19 protein-coding genes are annotated in these 20,541 nt (G+C 35.5%); all 19 read right to left on the reverse strand.

Going from position 1 to position 20,541, the window contains the following annotated elements:
• Nucleotides 1-61: 61 nt before the first annotated feature.
• The 19 genes from BN999_RS02630 to BN999_RS02720 all read right to left on the reverse strand — a co-directional run bounded on the left by BN999_RS02630 (nt 62) and on the right by BN999_RS02720 (nt 20,523).
• Entirely contained in the window at nt 62-340 is a 279-nt protein-coding gene (locus BN999_RS02630) for a DUF503 domain-containing protein (RefSeq protein WP_096269848.1), read from the reverse strand.
• On the reverse strand, nt 337-2,502 hold the full coding sequence (gene infB, locus BN999_RS02635; protein ID WP_096269849.1) for a translation initiation factor IF-2: 2,166 nt from the start codon (nt 2,500-2,502) through the stop codon (nt 337-339). The genes BN999_RS02630 and infB overlap by 4 nt, the downstream gene beginning before the upstream one ends.
• A gap of 20 nt (nt 2,503-2,522) precedes the next feature.
• Nucleotides 2,523-2,828 (reverse strand): L7Ae/L30e/S12e/Gadd45 family ribosomal protein, encoded by a 306-nt coding sequence (locus BN999_RS02640; protein ID WP_096269850.1) that lies wholly within the window; start codon nt 2,826-2,828, stop codon nt 2,523-2,525.
• Nucleotides 2,818-3,096 (reverse strand): RNase P modulator RnpM, encoded by a 279-nt coding sequence (gene rnpM, locus BN999_RS02645; RefSeq protein WP_096269851.1) that lies wholly within the window; start codon nt 3,094-3,096, stop codon nt 2,818-2,820. Before rnpM ends, BN999_RS02640 begins: the two co-directional genes overlap by 11 nt.
• Before the next feature lie 13 nt (nt 3,097-3,109).
• A complete protein-coding gene (nusA, locus tag BN999_RS02650) occupies nt 3,110-4,210 on the reverse strand; it encodes a transcription termination factor NusA (RefSeq protein WP_096269852.1) in 1,101 nt (366 codons plus the stop codon).
• 17 nt (nt 4,211-4,227) lie between these two features.
• Nucleotides 4,228-4,698, reverse strand: coding sequence for a ribosome maturation factor RimP (gene rimP, locus BN999_RS02655; protein ID WP_096269853.1), 471 nt, complete (start codon nt 4,696-4,698; stop codon nt 4,228-4,230).
• A gap of 262 nt (nt 4,699-4,960) precedes the next feature.
• Nucleotides 4,961-5,905, reverse strand: a complete 945-nt coding sequence (locus tag BN999_RS02660) for an STAS domain-containing protein (protein ID WP_096269854.1) — start codon at nt 5,903-5,905, stop codon at nt 4,961-4,963.
• A gap of 605 nt (nt 5,906-6,510) precedes the next feature.
• Nucleotides 6,511-10,800 carry a PolC-type DNA polymerase III gene (locus tag BN999_RS02665; RefSeq protein ID WP_096269855.1) on the reverse strand — a complete coding sequence of 1,430 codons (4,290 nt, stop codon included), beginning with the start codon at nt 10,798-10,800 and terminating at the stop codon, nt 6,511-6,513.
• A 328-nt stretch (nt 10,801-11,128) separates the two neighbouring features.
• On the reverse strand, nt 11,129-12,391 hold the full coding sequence (gene rseP / locus BN999_RS02670) for an RIP metalloprotease RseP (RefSeq protein ID WP_096269856.1): 1,263 nt from the start codon (nt 12,389-12,391) through the stop codon (nt 11,129-11,131).
• A gap of 42 nt (nt 12,392-12,433) precedes the next feature.
• Nucleotides 12,434-13,234, reverse strand: coding sequence for a phosphatidate cytidylyltransferase (locus BN999_RS02675; protein ID WP_096269857.1), 801 nt, complete (start codon nt 13,232-13,234; stop codon nt 12,434-12,436).
• A 15-nt stretch (nt 13,235-13,249) separates the two neighbouring features.
• Entirely contained in the window at nt 13,250-14,008 is a 759-nt protein-coding gene (locus BN999_RS02680; protein WP_096269858.1) for an isoprenyl transferase, read from the reverse strand.
• A gap of 249 nt (nt 14,009-14,257) precedes the next feature.
• Entirely contained in the window at nt 14,258-14,815 is a 558-nt protein-coding gene (frr, locus tag BN999_RS02685; RefSeq protein ID WP_096269859.1) for a ribosome recycling factor, read from the reverse strand.
• Nucleotides 14,816-14,817: 2 nt separating this feature from the next.
• Nucleotides 14,818-15,540 (reverse strand): UMP kinase, encoded by a 723-nt coding sequence (gene pyrH / locus BN999_RS02690; protein WP_096269860.1) that lies wholly within the window; start codon nt 15,538-15,540, stop codon nt 14,818-14,820.
• Between the two features lie 98 nt (nt 15,541-15,638).
• Nucleotides 15,639-16,523: a translation elongation factor Ts gene (gene tsf, locus BN999_RS02695; RefSeq protein WP_096269861.1), complete on the reverse strand. Its 885-nt coding sequence runs from the start codon at nt 16,521-16,523 to the stop codon at nt 15,639-15,641.
• 145 nt (nt 16,524-16,668) lie between these two features.
• Complete coding sequence (gene rpsB, locus BN999_RS02700; protein WP_096269862.1) at nt 16,669-17,415, reverse strand: 30S ribosomal protein S2; 747 nt, start codon at nt 17,413-17,415, stop codon at nt 16,669-16,671.
• A gap of 158 nt (nt 17,416-17,573) precedes the next feature.
• Nucleotides 17,574-18,026, reverse strand: coding sequence for a helix-turn-helix domain-containing protein (locus BN999_RS02705; protein WP_096269863.1), 453 nt, complete (start codon nt 18,024-18,026; stop codon nt 17,574-17,576).
• A gap of 5 nt (nt 18,027-18,031) precedes the next feature.
• On the reverse strand, nt 18,032-18,328 hold the full coding sequence (locus BN999_RS02710) for a hypothetical protein (protein ID WP_096269864.1): 297 nt from the start codon (nt 18,326-18,328) through the stop codon (nt 18,032-18,034).
• Nucleotides 18,329-18,352: 24 nt separating this feature from the next.
• Nucleotides 18,353-19,723, reverse strand: a complete 1,371-nt coding sequence (locus BN999_RS02715) for a DUF342 domain-containing protein (protein ID WP_176481855.1) — start codon at nt 19,721-19,723, stop codon at nt 18,353-18,355.
• A 26-nt stretch (nt 19,724-19,749) separates the two neighbouring features.
• Entirely contained in the window at nt 19,750-20,523 is a 774-nt protein-coding gene (locus tag BN999_RS02720; RefSeq protein WP_096269866.1) for a FliA/WhiG family RNA polymerase sigma factor, read from the reverse strand.
• Nucleotides 20,524-20,541 lie beyond the last annotated feature (18 nt).

A 20,541-nucleotide genomic window follows, 5' to 3' on the forward strand; every position in this document is an offset into this window, starting at 1 on the left:
GGTGCCATTCATTGGCGTAAGGCTATTAGCACTACTAGCTGATATCTACAAATGAAATAAGCTAGACAATTTCTACATTTGTAACGGTTCTTTCTAATTCAGAATACGTATCAATTACTCGAAGTACTTCCTGCATTACTTGTTCTCCATGGTTACGTTCATTCGTAATAGTCACAATACCAAGCTTTGTCCGCTGCCATAGGTCATGGTATTCAAGCTCCGTAACAGCCACATTAAAATCTCTACGTAGCCTGGCAAGTAATCGTTTAATTACGGAACGTTTATCCTTTAAGGAATGGCCATCATACAATATGCATTCTACTTCAAGAGAGATTATCATTTACGCTCAATTTCCTCCATAACGAATGCCTCAATAATATCGCCTTCTTTGATATCATTATAATTCTTGATTGTTATACCACATTCGTAGTTTTGAGCAACTTCTTTTACATCATCTTTAAAGCGTTTTAAAGCATCAATTTCACCTTCAAATAAAACAACTCCATTACGGATTAAACGAACCCCAGCATCACGAGTAATTTTACCATCGGTTACATAACTTCCTGCAATTGTACCAACTTTGGATACTTTAAAGGTTTCGCGAACTTCTGCTTGACCAATGACTTTTTCTTGAAACTCTGGATCAAGCATACCTTTCATTGCTGCTTCAATTTCTTCAATTGCTTTATATATAACTCGGTGTAAGCGAACATCAACTTTTTCAGATTCTGCAGTATGTTTTGCGTTTGAATCAGGACGAACGTTGAATCCAATTACAACTGCATTAGAAGCAGATGCCAATATAATATCAGATTCAGTTATGGCACCAACACCTGTGTGAATAATCTTGATTTTCACACCTTCCACTTCAATTTTTTGAAGTGATGATGCTAGAGCTTCCACAGTACCCTGAACGTCTGCCTTAACAATTAGATTGATTTCTTTCATTTCGCCTTGTTTTATTTGTTCAAATAAATCTTCAAGACTAACTTTATTCGTTTCCGATCTATTTTCTTGAATATGTTTTTGTTGACGCGCTTCACCTATATGACGTGCGGTCTTTTCATCTTCAAAAACAAGGAATTGATCTCCTGCTTGAGGTACGTCATTTAACCCTGTAATTTCTACCGGTGTGGATGGTCCTGCTTCTTTCACTCGTTGTCCAAGATCGTTTACCATTGCACGAACGCGGCCGAATGTATTACCAACTACAATTGGGTCTCCAATACGTAATGTACCATTTTGTACTAATAGTGTTGCGACAGAACCGCGTCCTTTATCCAACTGAGCCTCAATAACAGTACCAGTTGCATGTCGTTTCGGATTAGCTTTTAATTCTTCAACCTCTGAAACAAGTACAATCATTTCTAAGAGATCATCGATACCCTCGCCCTTAAGAGCTGACACTGGAACGTAGATTGTATCTCCACCCCAGTCCTCAGGTACTAACTCATATTCAGTTAGTTCTTGCATAACTCGGTCTGGGTTAGCTGTTTCTTTATCTACTTTGTTTACTGCAATAATAATAGGTACCTCAGCAGCCTTAGCATGGCTTATTGCTTCTACAGTCTGTGGCATTACACCATCATCCGCTGCAACCACTAGAATTGCAATATCCGTAACCTGTGCTCCTCGAGAACGCATACTAGTAAATGCTGCGTGTCCTGGTGTATCTAAGAAGGTAATTTTCTTACCACTTCTATTCACTTGATAAGCACCGATATGCTGAGTAATACCTCCAGCTTCACCGGCAGTAACTTTAGTATTTCGAATAGAGTCCAGAAGAGTAGTTTTACCATGGTCAACGTGTCCCATAATAGTCACCACAGCAGGTCTTTCCACTAAATCTGCTTCATTATCCTCCTCTAAATACTTGTCAAAATCTGTTTCTTCTAGAATAATTTCTTTCTCAACTTCTACTTCGAACTCTGCACAAATTAACTCAATGGCATCATCATCAAGATCTTGATTCTTCGTAGCCATAACTCCAAGGAACATAAGCTTTTTAATGATTTCCGAAGCTTCTTTATTCAGTTTATTTGCTAACTCACTAACTGTTAGAGTTCCTGAGTACTTAATTTGTTTTGGTGTTTCTTTTACTACTGGCTGTGGTTTAGGTTGATTATTCTTTTTATTTTTGTTTGGACCTTTATTTTGTTGTTTGTTGTTGGTTGGTTTTTGTTTGTTATTATTATTCATTTGTTTTTTAGTATGTTGCTCCCCGCGCTTTGTATGCGGATTAGAAGTCGATTTTGTTTCTTTTTCGCTCTTCTCATCACGCTTAATTGGCTTATTTTCACTCTTTTGTTTTTCTTGATTATTTTTTTGTGTTGTATTTTCTTGTTTTGCAGAGAATTTTTGGTCCAGTTTTACAATTGTATCAGCATCAATCGTCGACATATGATTGGAAACCTCAATATTTTTCTCTTTTAGAAAATTAATGACAACTTTACTAGTGATATTTTGTTTTTTTGCATACTCATATACACGCATTTTACGCATATGTTCACCCCCGAATTTATTTACCCGAGTAACGACTTTAGTTTCTTTGCAAAACCATCATCTAAAATTGCAATAGCTACTCTTTGGGATTTTCCGATAGCATTTGATAGTCTATCTCGGTCTTCTGCCACGATCACATAAGGAATATTATATGATTGACACTTATCCGTAAGCTTTTTCTTAGTTTGGGGACCTACATCATTTGCAATAAGTACTAATTTTGCTCTTCTTTTTTGTATGTCTTTAACTATTGTTTCTTCCCCTGTGGAACATTGTCCAGCCCGAAATGCTATCCCGACAATATTTAAGTAATTATTATTTTTCATAGTAACCCTGCACAAACGTTCTTAGCTCATCATAGATCGAAGAATCAATCTCCGTATTTAGATGCTTTGCCAATACACCCGTTTTTTCTGCTTGATTAATTACTGCTAAGTCTTTTGTTAAATAAGCTCCCCTACCATTTTTCTTACCGGTAGGATCTACAAAAACCTCGCCTTCCTTATTTCGAACAACACGGATCAAGTCTTTCTTGGCTTTCATTTCATTGGTGATCACACATTTACGCTCTGGAGTTTTACGTTTTGCTACCATTTGTATCTCTCCTTTATTCGAATAAATCTTCTTCGACATCTGCGTAATCTGGATCTGATTTCTCAGTTAATAAACCTTCTTCTCGAGCTTCTGTTTCGCTCTTTATATCAATTTTCCAACCAGTTAATTTAGCGGCAAGTCTTGCATTTTGTCCACGTTTACCAATAGCTAGAGATAATTGATAATCGGGTACAATAACAGTGGTTGATTTATCCTCTTCATTTACTAACACATCCACAACCTTTGATGGGCTAAGTGCATTAGAAACATATACAACCGGATCTTCAGACCATTCAACAATATCAATCTTTTCGCCTTTAAGCTCATTTACAATGGCTTGGACCCGTCCGCCTTTTTGACCAACACAAGACCCAACTGGATCAATTTCTGGATTCTCTGCAAAAACTGCAATCTTTGAACGATCCCCTGCTTCTCTTGCCACAGATTTAATCTCAACAATACCATCATAGATCTCAGGTACTTCCATCTCGAACAATCTTTTCAGTAAACCAGGATGTGATCTAGATATATAGATTTGAGGTCCTTTACTAGTATTTTCAACTTTTGTTACAAAGACCTTTATACGATCATGTACTTGATAATCTTCAGTCGGCATTTGTTCGGCCTCAGGAAGTTTTGCTTCGATTTTCCCTAAATTCACATATACAAACCTTGGGTCAATTCGTTGAATAATTCCAGTCATTACATCTTCTTCACGGTCAACATACTCGCTAAATATAACACCGCGTTCTGCTTCACGAACTCGCTGAGTTACGACTTGTTTGGCAGCTTGTGCAGCAATTCTACCAAAATCTTTAGGTGTAACTTCAACTTCTATAATGTCCTCAATTTCATAATTAGGATCAATCTTTTTTGCCTCTTCTAGCGATATTTCTTGTTGATCATCAAGAACTTCCTCAACCACTGTTTTTCTTGAGAATACGCGCATTGTACCAGCTGATTCATCTAATTCAACGCGAACGTTAGTAGCAGATTTGAAGTTCTTCTTATACGCCGATATTAATGCAGCTTCTAGAGCCTCAATCAAGATTTCCTTATCAATACCTTTTTCTTTACCCAAATTTTCAATTGCGTCAAACAATTGACTGCTCATCTTCCAATTTTCCCCCTTTATAGTGCAACAGCTAGTCGCGCTTTTGCAATTTTATTAAATGGAATCTCTACTCTTTTCTTACGTGTTTTTACCTTATACTCAATGGTTGCAATGTTTTCATTAAATTCAACAAGTATACCTTCAAAAGATTTTTCACCATCAATTGGTTCAAACAATTTCACAAAAACATTTTTATTTACATTTTTTGAGAAGTCTTCAACTGTTTTTAATGGACGTTCAACACCTGGTGAGGAAACCTCTAAAAAATAAGCCTCTTTAATAGGGTCAACTTCGTCAAGTTTTTCACTTAATAGTTCGGATACTTCGCCACATTCTGATATGTCTATACCGCCTTCTTTATCAATAAAGACACGTAAAAACCAATTCTTACCTTCTTTTACATATTCGACATCAACTAATTCTAACTTCTTTTCTTCTAAAATTGGTTGAACTAATTCTTCGGTTGTTTTTACAACTTGAGAGCTCAATCTGACCTTCCTCCTTTAACTCTAGCTGCACATACTATTTCTTATTATTTACAATCTGCATGATTTTCATTTAAAGGCAAACCAATATAAAACCCTTGCCAAAACTAGGCAAGGGAAGTTTAAACAAAGTAGGCAGATTACGAAGAAAGAGTGGGAATGCCCACTCTTTTGTCCGATGCTATCAAAACTTACTACTAAAATATACCATATGTAAACCATTCTTGCAAGAAATTAGCAACTATTTAATCCTTGTAGAATCCCATTACAAATAATCTACTAATCCATTATGATTAATTTTTATCGTATCAAACTTTAAGTAATCTTGTAGTGCTTTTTGTAGTGTTGCTTTTGTAGTTTCTTTAGTACCAAATTCTACATCTAAATTGATCATATTACGCACGATTTCAGGACGTAAACCGGTTATAACTAACTTGCTTCCCATCATTGTTACACCATCAAGTAATTTTAAGAATAGTTTAATTGCTTCATTATCCATTTCGGCTATACCGGAGAGGTCCATAATTAATGTTTGTATTCTGAGTCTACCAACTTCTAATAATACTTTTTCCTCAATAATGTTTGCACGATTCGTATCGATAGTACCAATTAACGGTAAAATGCTTACATCTGGTGTGATTGGTATAATGGGTACTGATAGGTTGTTTACTAATTTTTGTTGTTTCTCAATTAATTCATCTTTATATCTTGAATAACTAATGAAGAATCCATTTGTAAAAGAATCAATTAATTCATTATACATACTTGTTTCTGAGTAAAAAATATCACTTTTCTTTTCTCTATTATCAGTCAACACATCAAATTGATGTAGAAATTCCCAAAAGGTCTTACGAATTGCCCGTATCCATTCTAGTTTAAAGCTTAGTGTCATCGCATACTTAGCCCAAACCATGCCCTCTTTCCTAGCAAATGCTTTTACTTCTTCTTCTTTTTGATCAACGACAAGTAAAACTAATTGATGGGCATTATCTAATAAATTTATATTCCCAATCAAATGAATTTCGTTTATCTTATCCCTAACGTTTACCGCAACACTAAGTAGTTTCTCTTCAAAAAGGCTACGATTTACCTCTAAAAATTCATGTATATTCTCACTTTTTTTGAAATCAGACACAGACAAACCACTTCCTTGTTTTGATTGGCTAGTTTCGTGCAGCTTGTTGCTATTTATAGAAACAGTGCGATACATATTAATAAACCACCCTCATAATTAATAAGGGATAGTGGAACGATACCGCTCCGGCAGAATACTCCGCTTTCCGCGGGCCCGGCCTCAGCCTCCTCGAGGTAAGTTCGCCTCTGCGGGGTCTTCGGACACGTGCTATTCCCGCAGGAGTCTCCGTATTCTGCCTGCGCTAGTTTAGGTTTTCTAACTTAAGTTAGTAAATAATTATAGTGTTGGTTTTAATCGCTTATTTTTTTTCACTCAATACTAGCGAAGGAAATACACGGAGACTCCTGCGGGAGGATAGGCATAGGTGAGACCCCGCAGTGCGATAGCACGAGGAGGCTCACCAGCCGCCCGCGGAAAGCGGAGTGTATTTCCGTAGCGAGTATGTTGGGCTAACCAAAATAATTATTTACCGCACAGTTTCTATCAACTATTTGTTATTTTAACTAAGTGGAAAACAACAATCTATTAGTAACCAGCCTTTGTTTTTAAAAACGTAATCAATTAAACAATATTTTGAATTTATTATACATATAAACACCTTGGACTATCAAGAAATTAAGTTATAAAGAAGGGTTGTTCCCAGGAAAGTAACTGAACAACCCATATAATTTTAATATCACCTAGAACAAGGATAATTGATTCTTTTCTTCCATACCTTCTAAACAGCCATGATTATCCAAATATTCTAAGACTGTTTTGGAGATTCTACTACGTTCACGTAAATCTTCTTTAGAGAGAAATTCCCCTTCTTCTCTAGCATTTACGATGTTAATAGCGGCGTTAGTACCAAGACCTTCAACAGCATTAAAAGGCGGTATTAACGTGTTGCCTTCTACAACAAATTCAGAAGCTTTGGATTTATAAAGATCGACTTTTTGGAATGAAAATCCTCGCTCACACATTTCAAGCGCAATTTCTAATACTGTTAGTAAACTTTTTTCTTTAGGAGCTGCATCATTTCCTTTTATCGAAATTTCCTCAATACGCTTACGAATTGCTTCAGATCCTTTTACCATGGTATCCAGATCAAAATCACTTGCACGTACTGTAAAGTATGCAGCATAAAATAGGATAGGATAATGAACTTTAAAATAAGCAATTCGGACTGCCATTAATACATAAGCTGCAGCGTGTGCTTTAGGGAACATATATTTAATTTTTTTACAAGATTCAACATACCAATCAGGAACATTATGTTTTTTCATTTCTACAATCCACTCATCTTGTAGACCTTTACCTTTACGTACAGATTCCATTATTTTAAAGGCAAGAGAAGCTTCAAGACCTTTATGCATTAAATATACCATGATATCATCACGACACCCTATTACATCTGGTAGTTCGCAAATACCATCATTTATTAACTCTTGAGCGTTACCAAGCCAAACATCTGTACCATGTGATAAGCCTGAAATAATAACTAATTCAGCAAAAGTACTAGGTTTCGTATCTTCTAGCATTTGGCGTACAAATTTAGTACCAAATTCAGGTACTCCTAAAGTACCTGTTTTACAATTTATTTGTTCGGATGAAACCCCTAACGATTCAGTGCTTGAAAAGATTTTCATGACCTCTTTATCATCTGTTGGAATTGTTTTTGGATCAATTCCACTTAAATCTTGTAGCATACGAATAACTGTCGGATCATCGTGACCAAGTATGTCGAGTTTTAATATATTGTCGTGAATGGAATGGAAATCAAAGTGAGTTGTCTTCCATTCACTTTTTCTATCATCCGCAGGAAATTGGATTGGTGTGAAATCATAGATATCCATATAATCCGGAACAACGATAATACCACCTGGGTGCTGACCGGTTGTTCGTTTCACACCTGTTGTCCCTTTTACTAACCGATCCACTTCCGCATTCTTGAATACTAAATTCTTATCAGAAGCATAACCTTTCACATAACCATATGCTGTTTTTTCTGCTATCGTGCCTATTGTACCTGCACGATACACATAATCTTCTCCAAACAAAACCTTTGTATAATTATGAGCTTTAGGCTGATATTCGCCTGAGAAGTTTAAGTCAATATCCGGAACCTTGTCTCCTTTAAAACCTAAGAATGTCTCAAACGGGATATCCTGGCCATCTTTACTTAATGAAGTTCCACATTCCGGACAATCTTTATCAGGTAAATCAAAGCCACTAGCAACCGAACCATCCGTTATAAACTCATTGTAGTGACAGCCTGGACAGACATAATGAGGTGGTAATGGATTTACTTCTGTAATCTCTGTCATGGTTGCTACAAAGGAAGAGCCAACCGACCCCCTTGATCCAACCAAGTATCCATCATCCAGTGATTTTTTCACTAGTTTTTGTGAGATTAAATAAATAACCGAGAATCCATTACTTATAATACTATCTAACTCTTTTTCCAAACGATCGGTAACAATTTTAGGGATTGGTTCACCATAAATGAGCTTTGCACGTGAATAGCATAAATCTCTTATTTCATCATCTGCACCTTCAATACGTGGTGTATAGAGATCATCTTTTACTGGAGAGAGCTCTTCAATTTCATCTGCCAAAGCTTGTGTATTTTGAACAACAATTTCCTTTGCTTTCTCAAATCCTAAGAAACTAAATAAATCTAGCATTTCATTTGTAGTGCGAAATGGAGTATCTGGTAATGTTACACGATTAAGTGGGTTTCCGGCTTGCGAAGCAATTAAAATTTGACGATACATTTTTTCATGATCATCGATATAGTGAACATTACCCGAAGCAATTACCTTCTTATCCATTCTTTCCCCAAGCTCAACCAATTTGGTAATAATATCTAGTATCTGAGCTTCATTTTGGACCAAATCTTTCTCGATTAAATGAGTATAATTACTAGGTGGTTGTACTTCGATATAATCATAGAATTCTGCAGCTTTTTCAGCTTCTTCTTTAGACTTTTGCATCATTGTCTCAAATACTTCACCCTTATCACAGGCAGTACCTAAGAGAAGACCAGTTCGATATTTTTGCAGTACTGATCTTGGAATTCTCGGAACACGATAAAAATAATCGATATGTGCAAACGATATAAGCTTATAAAGATTTTTTAATCCTTCTTGTGTTTGGGCCAAAATGGTGCAATGGAAAGGACGAGATCGTTGATAAGCATTCCCTTCTCCCATGTGATTATTCAAATGATTATGGTTTGTAATATCCTTTTTCAACACTGCTTGTACGAGTTTCCATAGTAAATAACCTGTTGCCTCGGCATCATATATTGCACGGTGATGTTGTGTTAGTTCAATGTCTAAATGCTTACACAACGTGTTTAATCGATGGTTCTTCAACTCAGGGAATAGGAAACGAGCTAACTCTAAGGTATCAATAACCGGGTTAGTAACCTTTTCATATCCGATTTTATTATATCCTTGATTTAAAAATCCAATATCGAAACTTGCGTTATGAGCTACAAATACATCATTGCCACTCCATTTATAAAAATCTCGTAGTACATCATCAATTTCCGGTGCATCTTGTACCATTTCATCGGTAATTCCAGTTAAATCAATAGTAGTCTGAGATAATGGATGATGTGGATTAGCAAATGACTCAAATCGATCCACGATTTCACCTTGATGTATTTTTACTGCAGCGAGTTCTATAACGGTGTCATAAACAGCTGATAGTCCAGTTGTTTCCACGTCAAAGACAACATATGTTGCTTCATCTAGTGCAATATCACTTTCATTATAGGCAATGGGTACCCCATCATCTACTAGATTTGCTTCTACACCGTATAGAACTTTAATTCCATGTTTCTTACCTGCACTGTGTGCATCTGGAAACCCTTGTGCTCCAGCATGATCCGTAATTGCAATAGCTTTATGTCCCCACTTAGCAGCTTGTTCGACTAGTCTTGCTGGGGAAACAACTGCATCTAATTGGCTCATTGTCGTATGAGTATGGAACTCTACTCGTTTCTCATCTTCCGGAGCATAATCCTCTCGTGATGCAACGTTAACCTCATGCATATCATTGGCCATCATGGCTAACTCATTGGAATACATATCTGTTTGGATGCTTCCCCTTGCCTTAATCCACATTCCTTTTTTCAATTGCTCAAACTTCGCTGCATCTTCATCATTTTTAGAGAACATTTTAATTTGTAAAGAATCTGTGTAATCTGTTGCTTTTGCTATTAATAGGCTTCTACCAGATCTTAATTTTCGTATCTCAACATCAAAAACATACCCCTGAACTGCCACTCGTTTTTCTTCTTCAAGGATTTCCTGCATTTCGATTGGTTCTTCTTGAATTTTGTACCCTAATGTAAATGGCTGATTATCCGCAACAGGTCGATCTTTATCACGTTTTTCTTTTTCTTGAATGGTTTTTAATACTAATTTTTGATCTTCTAGTGCGGTCTGTTCCCTAAACTTCTGGATCTCATCCATCTCTGTCTTTACATCAATAGTTAGAGGATAGTAGGACAGACCGACACTTTTACAGAAAAGTTTAAAACTTTCATCTAACCTTCTCTTCAAGGCAGTAGCCTCTACTTCATTTCTCGCGGTTAACATAATCTTATTACCATAAATTCGAGGCTTTTGGTTAAATGCCAAATCACGATATGCTGGAGAAATATCTGAAGTGATATTTAAAAATAGCTGCCAATATTCACTGACTAATTCCTCGGTACACTGATTATCTACTGCTTGTAAAGTTAACTGTACGGAAGCTATTTGTTGAAACGCATTTTTTAATCTGGTAATTAACTCTTGGTAAATAGTTGTAGGTAATACTTTTTCTACAATAATATTAAAATGCCAACTTTTCTTTTGTTTATAGATTTCTAGTTTATCTAAAGAACTTTCTTGGAAAAATTCTTGAACATAATCAGTCGGCATTTCAATTTGCTTTAAAAGTAAATTCATTTTTTCTTTTTTCGAAATATCCATACTCATATTCCTCCTGCATTCATTCGCCAATAAATGACATTCTCAGGGAATCATAATAAAAAACTTGTGTGTTTGCTCAGCATTCATCTATTGTTCTTGTTACTTATGTTTTACACTCTACTTCCAATATTACATTAAGAACATATAAAATTCCCAAACAGGAAACAATTGAAACCCTTGTCGAAATGAAATTAGACAAGGGTCCCAAAACATAAATATTCTATTTATATAGTACCTTCTTTACTTTAGAGATACAACCTTTTTATATTGGTAATCATTACAATGATAAATGACTAGACCATCCATTTATTGTACTAATGTTCCCTGATTATAAGAACAAACGCTGAATATCATTCCATGTAACAATAATCATTAACAGCATTAATAATGCAAACCCGACAAAGTGAAATATTCCTTCCTTTTCTGGTTCCATAGGTTTACCACGTAGAAGTTCAATTCCTACAAATAATAGTCTTCCACCATCTAATGCAGGTAATGGAACTAAGTTTACTACACCTAAGTTAATACTAAGTATTGCAGTCCACATTAGAAAATTCATAAATCCAGTCTGAACAACCTGGTCGGTAGCATCATAAATCCCTACAGGTCCTGACAACATATCAAGACCTAACTGTCCCGTTACTAACATTGTTAGATTGGTCAGAATCATAGAAGTTGTTTCATATGTTTTCTCTGCACCATATTTAAATGAGCCCCAAAATGTCTTTTCCAATGATTGATAAACACCTATCTGTCCTATTGATGCTTCTTCACCTTCTATAGGTATTTCATTTGGAACTACAGTTAAATTAACGGTCTCCCCGTCACGCAGAACTGTCATACTTAACTCTTCAGCTGGATTTTCTCTAACAATAGTGGTGAATTCTTCCCAAGTTGATATAGATTTATCCTCAATCTGAATTATTTCATCATTAGGTTGGAATCCAGCTTCTTCTGCAGGATTGCCTGAAATTACCTCACCTATTCTCGCCTCTTCAACAGGTACACCTTGAACAACACCTAAAATAATGAAAATAACAATTGCCAAGATAAAGTTCATCATAGGACCTGCAAATAATTGCATAGCACGTTTCCCAGGTGATTTAGAAGCAAACTGACGATCATATGGGGCAATTAGAGTTTCTTTTTCATCCATAACAAATAAAGCACGGCGATCTACATTAAAATGAAGTAATTCATCTTCATCAATCTCATAACCTTTAATAAATAATTCATGGTCTAAGTCAACTTTTTCTACTTCAATTACTCGAGCATTAGGATGTTTTGATTTGTTATTGACAATAATCTTATTGACAATACCTTCCTCGTTAAACTCTAGTCCTATATGGTGTCCAGGCTTCAATTCAATGATTTCTGGGTCTTCACCTGCTACCCGCACATAACCACCTATTGGTAATAATCGAATGGTATAAAGCGTATCATTTTTGGTGAAAGCAAATATTTTAGGTCCCATTCCAATTGCAAACTCTCGAGCTAACATCCCAGCGCGTTTTGCAAAAATGAGATGCCCAAGTTCATGGACAAATACTAAAAGTCCAAACATAAAAATAAACGCAATAACTGTTGTCAAGCCGAACACCTTCCTTTATTGAAGTAGAAGAGTTGTATATCTCTAGCTAACTAATTGTAATATCAAATGGAGAACTGGAAAAACAAAAATAGCACTATCGAATCTGTCTAAAATACCACCATGTCCTGGTAAGATGTTACCCGAGTCCTTAACATTATAATGGCGCTTAAAGGCGGATTCGACGAGGTCACCAATTTGTCCAAAAATAGAAACCAGAATAGAAACAATGACAATTGTAACCATACTATATGGGAATTGGTAAATTAAATGAAAAACAACTCCAACTATAGTAGCAACAACTATTCCACCTAATGCTCCTTCTATAGTCTTATTTGGGCTAATTTCAGGCCAAAGTTTATTCTTCCCAAATGACCTGCCAGTAAAATAGGCACCCGTATCAGTAGACCAGATTAGTAATAAGGCAAAAAACACTTGAGCTAGTCCATCTTCAGAACCGTTTCTTGTTTCAATAAAATAGAAAAATCCCATACCAACATATAAAACAGCTAACAACACAAACCCAACATCATCGAATGTGAATTTGTTTTTTAATAAAACGGTGTATGCTAATAATAATAGGAAAAACACCAGAATGATTTGAGCTGTATTTGAAGTAAACGGTAGATTTCCATTTATCGCTGCAGGATATAATAATAACCATAATAAAATAAAAGCCATCAATCCTGGAGCTGAATACCACGTAATTTTATGCATCTTAAGGAGTTCATACAAACCTATAGTTGCTAGTAAGTAAACTACAACCGTAAATGGAAGGTCACCATAGATTACAAAGGGTAAGAATAAGATTATTGCAATGACTCCTGTTAAAATCCTTTGTTTCATATACCATACATCACCTTAAATACCTCCATAGCGTCTGGACCTTCTTTGATAGTCCATTAAAGCCTCTACAAATATCTCTTCACTAAAATCTGGCCACAGTACATCAGTAAACCAAAATTCAGTGTAAGCTAATTGCCATAATAGAAAATTACTTAATCTTTGTTCCCCACTGGTCCGGATTAATAAATCTGGATCTGTTAATCCGTGTGTGTATAAATACTCTGAAAGCAAGTTTTCGTCTAACTGCTCAAGTGAGAACTTATCATTGTCTAGATCTTTCATCATCAATTTAATAGCACTTAAAATCTCACTTCTACTTCCGTAGTTTAATGCAAAATTCAGTAATAAACCATCATTATTCTTCGTTTTTTCTTTAGCATACTGAACTGCTTCTTTAGTAAATCCTGGTAGCGAATCAAAATCTCCAATTGTTTCAATTCTAACATTATTTTTCATTAAGTCAGGTAAATAAATATGTAAAAATTCCTTTGGTAATTTTAGCAAATATTCTACCTCAGACTTTGGCCGTTTCCAATTTTCGGTTGAAAATGCAAAAAGGGTAAGAATTTTAACATTATATTTAACAGCAGTTTCCACTGTTTTTTTTACCACATCCATGCCCTCTTTGTGACCAGCAATTCGTGGTAGTCCCCTTTTCTTCGCCCAGCGCCCGTTTCCATCCATAATTATTGCTACATGTTCAGGTACACTCGTTAATTCTTCTTGTAGGGGTATTTCTTTTTTGGGTTTAAAAAATGGAAGTTTCATTGGCATAATTTCCTCCGAACACTGGTGTTTAACCATTTGAAAATACTTTAATAATTATGCTAAAAAAATGAGTTATATGACTATAAGTGATTTCGTACCCATAATAACAGCCCACTATAGTGTAACTCATCACTATTACAAAGCAAAATTTATTTTAATTATAACGGTTTTTCAATAAGAATACAAAAGCCCCCTTAAACAAGAGGGCTTATTTATGTGTTAAAAGAAACATATTGTGTGAGCAAAGGGTTCTAATTAAACTTCCAAGATTTCTTTTTCTTTATTTTTTGCTAGTTGGTCAATCTCAGAAATATGCTTGTCTGTCTCTTTCTGAACGCTATCTTGGGATAATCTTAATTCATCTTCAGTAAGATCGCCACCTTTTTCTGCCTTTTTAAGGGCATCATTTGTATCACGGCGAATATTTCTAACTTGAACACGATACTCTTCTGCATACTTCCCTACTACTTTAACAAGATCTTTTCTACGCTCTTCTGTTAGTGCAGGAATATTAATGCGAATAACGTTACCATCATTAGAAGGAGATAAACCTAAATCAGCTTTTTGAATTGCTTTTTCAATATCTCCCATTGCTGTTTTATCATAAGGAGTGATCACTAGTAGACGCGCCTCTGGTGCGGCAATAGTGGCTAATTGATTTAATGGAGTATTTGCACCGTAGTAATCAACAAAAACATTGTCTAAAAGACTAGGATTTGCTCTTCCAGCTCTAACTGTTGCCAAATTTCTAGAAAATGCTTGAACAGCTTGTTTCATTTTATCCTTGCACTCGTTCATAATTTGATCAGTCATGATTATTTCCCCCTTATTATAGTTCCGATTGTTTCACCTTCAACAACCTTTTTAATGTTTCCTTCTTCCGTAATAGAAAAGACAATCAATGGAATATCATTCTCCATACACAAAGTTGACGCAGTAGAATCCATCACACCAAGACCTTCATTCAGCATTTCCATATAAGAAATATTTTCATATTTCTTGGCTTCTTTATTCACTTTAGGATCATCTGAATAAACACCATCAACATTGTTTTTTGCCATTAAAATAACTTCTGCTTCAATCTCTGCAGCTCTAAGCGCAGCAGTAGTATCTGTTGAGAAATATGGATTACCAGTACCAGCTGCAAAAATGACAACTCGCTTTTTTTCTAAGTGGCGAATTGCTTTTCTCCTGATGTATGGTTCAGCTACTTGTCGCATTTCTATTGATGTTTGAACACGTGATGGAATATCGATTGTTTCTAAGGCATCTTGTAACGCTAATGAGTTCATTACCGTAGCCAACATCCCCATATAATCAGCAGTCGCACGGTCCATTCCCATTTCACTACCGACCTTACCACGCCAGATATTACCCCCACCTACAACGACAGCAACCTCAACTCCAAGTTTTACTACCTCTTTGACCTGTGTTGCAATCGATTGTATAACTTTTGGTTCTATGCCATATCCTTGGTTTCCGCTTAAAGCTTCACCACTTAATTTAAGTACAATTCTACTGTAACGAGCTGTTGTCATAATAACCTCCATAGAGATAAATTTATAAACTCTAAATAATTTATGTGCTCATGGTGAAATAGGGAACATGATATGTCCCCTATTTCTCCCACTGAAAATTATTTTTTAATTTGGCTCATTACTTCTTCTGCAAAGTTCTCAGAGCGTTTTTCTAATCCTTCTCCAACTTCATAGCGAGCGAAAGATTTTACTGTTGCACCTTTGCTTTCTACATATTTCTTAACTTTTTGATCTGGGTCTTTTACAAAACTTTGTTCAAGTAAGCAAATATCTTCAAAGAATTTACCTAGGCGACCATCAACCATTTTTTCAACGATTTTTTCAGGTTTACCTTCGTTAAGTGCTTGTTGTTTAAGAACTTCACGTTCATGGTTAATAACATCTTCAGAAACTTCATCACGAGATACATATTTAGGGTTAACTGCAGCTACATGCATTGCGACATCTTTAGCTACACTTGAATCAGTTGTTCCTTCTAATAAAGCTAGAACACCGATACGGCCACCCATATGAAGGTACTCACCAAATGCATCATTATCAGTTTTTGTTAATAATTCAAAGCGGCGCAATGAAATTTTCTCTCCGATTTTAGCTACAGCAGAGTTAATGTATGTTTCTACTGTATCTCCATCACCATTTAATTTTTGTTGTAATGCTTCTTCAACAGTAGCAGGTTTTTGCGAAAGTATATGGTTACCTAAGTCTTCAAGTAATTGCTTAAATTGGTCGTTCTTAGTAACAAAGTCAGTTTCACAGTTTACTTCTAAAAGTACTGCTGTATTACCTTGAGATGTAATGTATGTAGATCCTTCTGCAGCAATACGGTCAGCTTTTTTAGCAGCTTTCGCAATACCTTTTTCACGTAAGTAGTCGATTGCTTGATCGATATCACCATTAGTTTCAGTTAGTGCTTTCTTACAATCCATCATTCCAGCACCAGTTTTTTCACGAAGTTCTTTTACCATTTGTGCAGTTACAGCCATATTAAGTCCTCCTTAGTATTATTACATATTTAGCATTTGTACTATTGTTAATAACAAACCTGAAAGTTCTGATCTCTACAGAACTTTGTATCTTAAAAAAAGGTGATAAAAGGCTTATCCTCTTATCACCTGACCTTTTCAGAAATTAAGCTTCTTCCGTTGTTTCAGCTACAGCATCTGTTTGAGCTTCTTCAGCTACTTCTAATTCTTCACCTTGTTTAACTTCAAGGATAGCATCAGCAATTTTACCTGTAAGAAGTTTCACAGCACGGATAGCATCATCGTTAGCTGGGATCACATAATCAATTTCATCAGGATCACAGTTTGTATCAACGATTCCGATGATAGGAATGTTTAATTTGTGTGCTTCAGCAATTGCAATACGCTCTTTACGAGGGTCAATTACAAACATTGCATCTGGAAGTTTCTTCATCTCTTTAATTCCGCCTAGGAATTTAACAAGACGTTCTTTCTCTTTCAACAAGCCTACAACTTCTTTTTTAGGAAGTACTTCAAACGTACCGTCTTCTTCCATTTTTTCAATTTGAACTAAACGGTTAATACGTTTACGAATTGTTTGGAAGTTAGTTAATGTACCACCTAACCAACGTTGGTTAACATAATACATTCCAGAACGGATTGCTTCTTCTTTAACAGAATCTTGAGCTTGTTTCTTAGTTCCTACGAAAAGAACAGTACCGCCATTAGCTGCGATCTCTTTAACGTAGTTATAAGCTTCTTCTACCTTCTTAACTGTTTTTTGAAGGTCGATGATATAAATGCCGTTACGCTCAGTGAAGATATATTTCTTCATTTTAGGGTTCCAACGACGTGTTTGGTGTCCGAAATGTACACCAGCTTCTAGTAATTGCTTCATAGAAATTACTGACATTATTTTTTCCTCCTCAGGTTTATCCTCCGCTTACATCATTTCTGTATAAAGACCCATTGGGCACCGATTATACAAATCAACAAGCGTGTGTGGTTATAAATCATTTTGTTGTATTTACACCAGAAATAAATATATCATACCAATAGCTTGTAATCAAGTTAAATGTTACTTTTCTCATGAAACTTTATAATTAATTCTACTTCTGTTTTACCACAACCAAGTTTCCGAGCAATTTCTTCTACTGAATTGCCCTCTTTATACAGTTTAAGTATTCTAGAGGATGTTGATACTTCTATCTCATCACGCACTGCTTCTCCGGTGTCGGTTAAATCGATACTAACATTTACATCCTCTTGGTCCAATATGGAGTTACTATTCTCTTTTAAACTAGATGGACCAGGTTTTGTAATCGTCTTATCTACGGCTCTTGATAACTCTTCTTCGAGAAGCTTATTTTCATTCTTTATTTCTTCTAAATAACTTTCCATTAAACTAACTATTTCCTGTGTGTTAGAGGATTTATTTGTAACTAACTGTTTATTTATTGCAATTATTGCCGTGATGGTTATGATATGTAATAAAAAACTAATAATAAATAAAAAAGATGTCATAGTAGTTAGCTCCTACTGTCAAAATTGTTTCCTAGAAATGGATGATTAATATTTTCTACAGCTTCACTAGTCTGTTTTTTTTGCAGATACTTCTCTTCGTTCTTTTGATTCTGGCTATCTTTTTGCAACATAACTTCATCTGAGTCTTGAACCCGCTTCCTTTTGATATTTTCTTGGATTAATTGCGTTTGGGCAAGAGCTTCTTGAAAATGTTGATTTTGCTTTAGACTTTGTTCTTGAAGTTTTCCGGCATCCATTGTTCTAGGGAGAGCAACCTGCATTTCAACTGATTTCCAACTCATGTTATCACTTCCTGAAATCGCTATTTATATAGAACGCATATAGATTTCATTACGCAGAAGTTCTAGTTCGACTTGTTTGTATGATTCTGTAATGACTCGTTTATATTTTCCGAAACTAATAATGGTATTACCAAATAAATTTCCTGTGATGGTCAATGTTGCCTTTCTTTCATTGCCATCAGTACTAAAAGAGTCAAGTTGTTCCTTAATACTATTAAGTAACTCTATGTTTTTATTATAGGATAGTTTTTGTTTTTGTAATGTTGACAGTAATTTCGGATTGGATCGGATATTGGGTGTCTGAGTTAGTTTTTCTCCAATAATTGTTAATTTCTGCAATGTGTCCTCAATTTTCTTTTTTTCTACTAAAAGTTTTTCCATTTCTTGGGTTTCGATATGATTTTGTCCGAGCAAAATCTCGGTTTTTGTATTCATATAATTCCCCACATGATTTACATGGATTGTTTCTCTAGCAGAAACACGGCCCCCAATTATACTACCCCTTTGAGAGATTATCTCCCTTCCAGCTACACATTCACTATGAAGAATGGAATTCTCAACATATAAATTCTTTCCAGCTCGAACGGTACCTTGGTTAACATAGCCAATTTGAATGTTTTCTTCAGCTATTATTGATCCTTTTTGCATTCCGGAAAGACCTTCAGCCACATAAATAGATCCACTTGCCACAATAGTGGCAGCCTCGACCATTCCAAATATTTTTACGTCTCCACCAGCTGAAATCGAGAATCCAGTAGGCACATCTCCTTTTATCACGATAGTTCCGATAAAATCTATATTACCTTCTTTCATTGAAAGGGTAGATGTTACCTCATAAACTGGATGAACATGCATATAATTTGCTTGAACATTAGCCTGGCCGCTTGAATTAGAGTAGTAGGACATATCCTGTTCCGAAAACCGGACGTTTTGACCTGCTTTTATTTTTACCGGGCGTCCAGGTTTTGCAGGAATATTAACCCCAGACACATTAGTTCCTGGGGTACCCTCTGTCGGTAAAGATATGGTTGCAAGTTTTTCATCTTTTTTAACTGATGGAATTCGCATCACTTCTCGAAAATTCCAATCATCATTTTTTTCAACGGTTGGATTAAAATTAATGTGATAGGTTATGTTTCCATCGCGTCCTGAAATCGGAGCTTCTCCTTGAGCGATGATGATTGGAAAATCCTCAAGTGAAACTCCTGAAATTACTTTTTCTATGTGGTCTTGAATAATACCAAAGTTAATATTGTTTTTGGCTAGGAAGTCTAAGAAAGAATTTATCGTGATTTCTATATCTCTGTTTAATAGGTATTCTTCAGTAAAATGGAGTTCTGCAATCATTGCATCTTTAGATATAATGATTTTGAAGAGTTGACTAAGCTGGGCCATCACCATGCTTCTCCTTTAATGTAGAATTATAGGGCCTCTTGCATTTTGTTACGTAATTTAAATATTACTTTTTTATGGATTTGTGAGATCCTTGAGGTAGTAAGCCCCAGAACTTGTCCTATTTCCGTAAATGTTAGCCCTTCTTGATAAAATAAACTGATTATCATCTGTTCATTTTCTTTTAGACCTTTAATACTTTTAGCTAACTCTTGATATTGCTCTTTTCGAACTATATGTGTATCTGGTTGAATACTAGTATCGTCTGGAATGGTATACCCAATTCCTTCTTTATGTTGATGATTGGAGCCGTCTTTAGATTTTTCTTCGATAGAAAGCAAATTAGCAAATACTGCATCTTTAACATGAGTTTCTACCTCATGCACCTCAAGTCCTAGAGCTTCTGCTATTTCAGCGGAACTAGGCTCCCTTTGGTATAGTTGGATTAATTCTTGTGAGGCTTTTTCTATTTTTTTCGTTTTTTCCCGTATTGATCTTGGCAACCAGTCTTCTTTTCGTAATCCGTCAATAATAGCGCCTCGAATTCTAAAGGAAGCATACGTATCAAATTTCAAATCACGATCAAGATCGAACTTTTTCAAAGCATCATAAAGTCCAAATAACCCTAGACTTTTTATGTCATCTTTTAGTACATTACTAGGTAAATGACTCATTGTTCTTTCAACATGGTAATTTACAAGATGCATATATTGTTGAATAAGTTGATTGGCTGCTTCGTTATCTTGATGTTTTTTCCATTTATTCCATAGTTCTTGCTCTAGAGGAGAGATTTTTGTTCCCAAATGACTTGCTCCTCCCTA

It is taken from the genome of Paucisalibacillus globulus (genome assembly GCF_900184735.1).
GTDB classification, from domain to species: domain Bacteria; phylum Bacillota; class Bacilli; order Bacillales; family Amphibacillaceae; genus Ornithinibacillus; species Ornithinibacillus globulus_B.

What these genes read in the sequence shown, in the direction of transcription:
- rnpM (WP_096269851.1), bottom strand. Translation starts at nt 3,096, where the DNA reads ATGGTAGCAAAACGTAAAACTCCAGAGCGTAAATGTGTGATCACCAAT.
- BN999_RS02665 (WP_096269855.1), bottom strand. Translation starts at nt 10,800, where the DNA reads ATGGATATTTCGAAAAAAGAAAAAATGAATTTACTTTTAAAGCAAATT.
- nusA (WP_096269852.1), bottom strand. Translation starts at nt 4,210, where the DNA reads ATGAGCAGTCAATTGTTTGACGCAATTGAAAATTTGGGTAAAGAAAAA.
- BN999_RS02705 (WP_096269863.1), bottom strand. Translation starts at nt 18,026, where the DNA reads ATGACATCTTTTTTATTTATTATTAGTTTTTTATTACATATCATAACC.
- infB (WP_096269849.1), bottom strand. Translation starts at nt 2,502, where the DNA reads ATGCGTAAAATGCGTGTATATGAGTATGCAAAAAAACAAAATATCACT.
- rpsB (WP_096269862.1), bottom strand. Translation starts at nt 17,415, where the DNA reads ATGTCAGTAATTTCTATGAAGCAATTACTAGAAGCTGGTGTACATTTC.
- BN999_RS02660 (WP_096269854.1), bottom strand. Translation starts at nt 5,905, where the DNA reads ATGTATCGCACTGTTTCTATAAATAGCAACAAGCTGCACGAAACTAGC.
- BN999_RS02680 (WP_096269858.1), bottom strand. Translation starts at nt 14,008, where the DNA reads ATGCCAATGAAACTTCCATTTTTTAAACCCAAAAAAGAAATACCCCTA.
- pyrH (WP_096269860.1), bottom strand. Translation starts at nt 15,540, where the DNA reads ATGACAACAGCTCGTTACAGTAGAATTGTACTTAAATTAAGTGGTGAA.
- BN999_RS02715 (WP_176481855.1), bottom strand. Translation starts at nt 19,723, where the DNA reads ATGGCCCAGCTTAGTCAACTCTTCAAAATCATTATATCTAAAGATGCA.
- BN999_RS02710 (WP_096269864.1), bottom strand. Translation starts at nt 18,328, where the DNA reads ATGAGTTGGAAATCAGTTGAAATGCAGGTTGCTCTCCCTAGAACAATG.
- tsf (WP_096269861.1), bottom strand. Translation starts at nt 16,523, where the DNA reads ATGGCTGTAACTGCACAAATGGTAAAAGAACTTCGTGAAAAAACTGGT.
- frr (WP_096269859.1), bottom strand. Translation starts at nt 14,815, where the DNA reads ATGACTGATCAAATTATGAACGAGTGCAAGGATAAAATGAAACAAGCT.
- BN999_RS02630 (WP_096269848.1), bottom strand. Translation starts at nt 340, where the DNA reads ATGATAATCTCTCTTGAAGTAGAATGCATATTGTATGATGGCCATTCC.
- BN999_RS02640 (WP_096269850.1), bottom strand. Translation starts at nt 2,828, where the DNA reads ATGAAAAATAATAATTACTTAAATATTGTCGGGATAGCATTTCGGGCT.
- BN999_RS02675 (WP_096269857.1), bottom strand. Translation starts at nt 13,234, where the DNA reads ATGAAACAAAGGATTTTAACAGGAGTCATTGCAATAATCTTATTCTTA.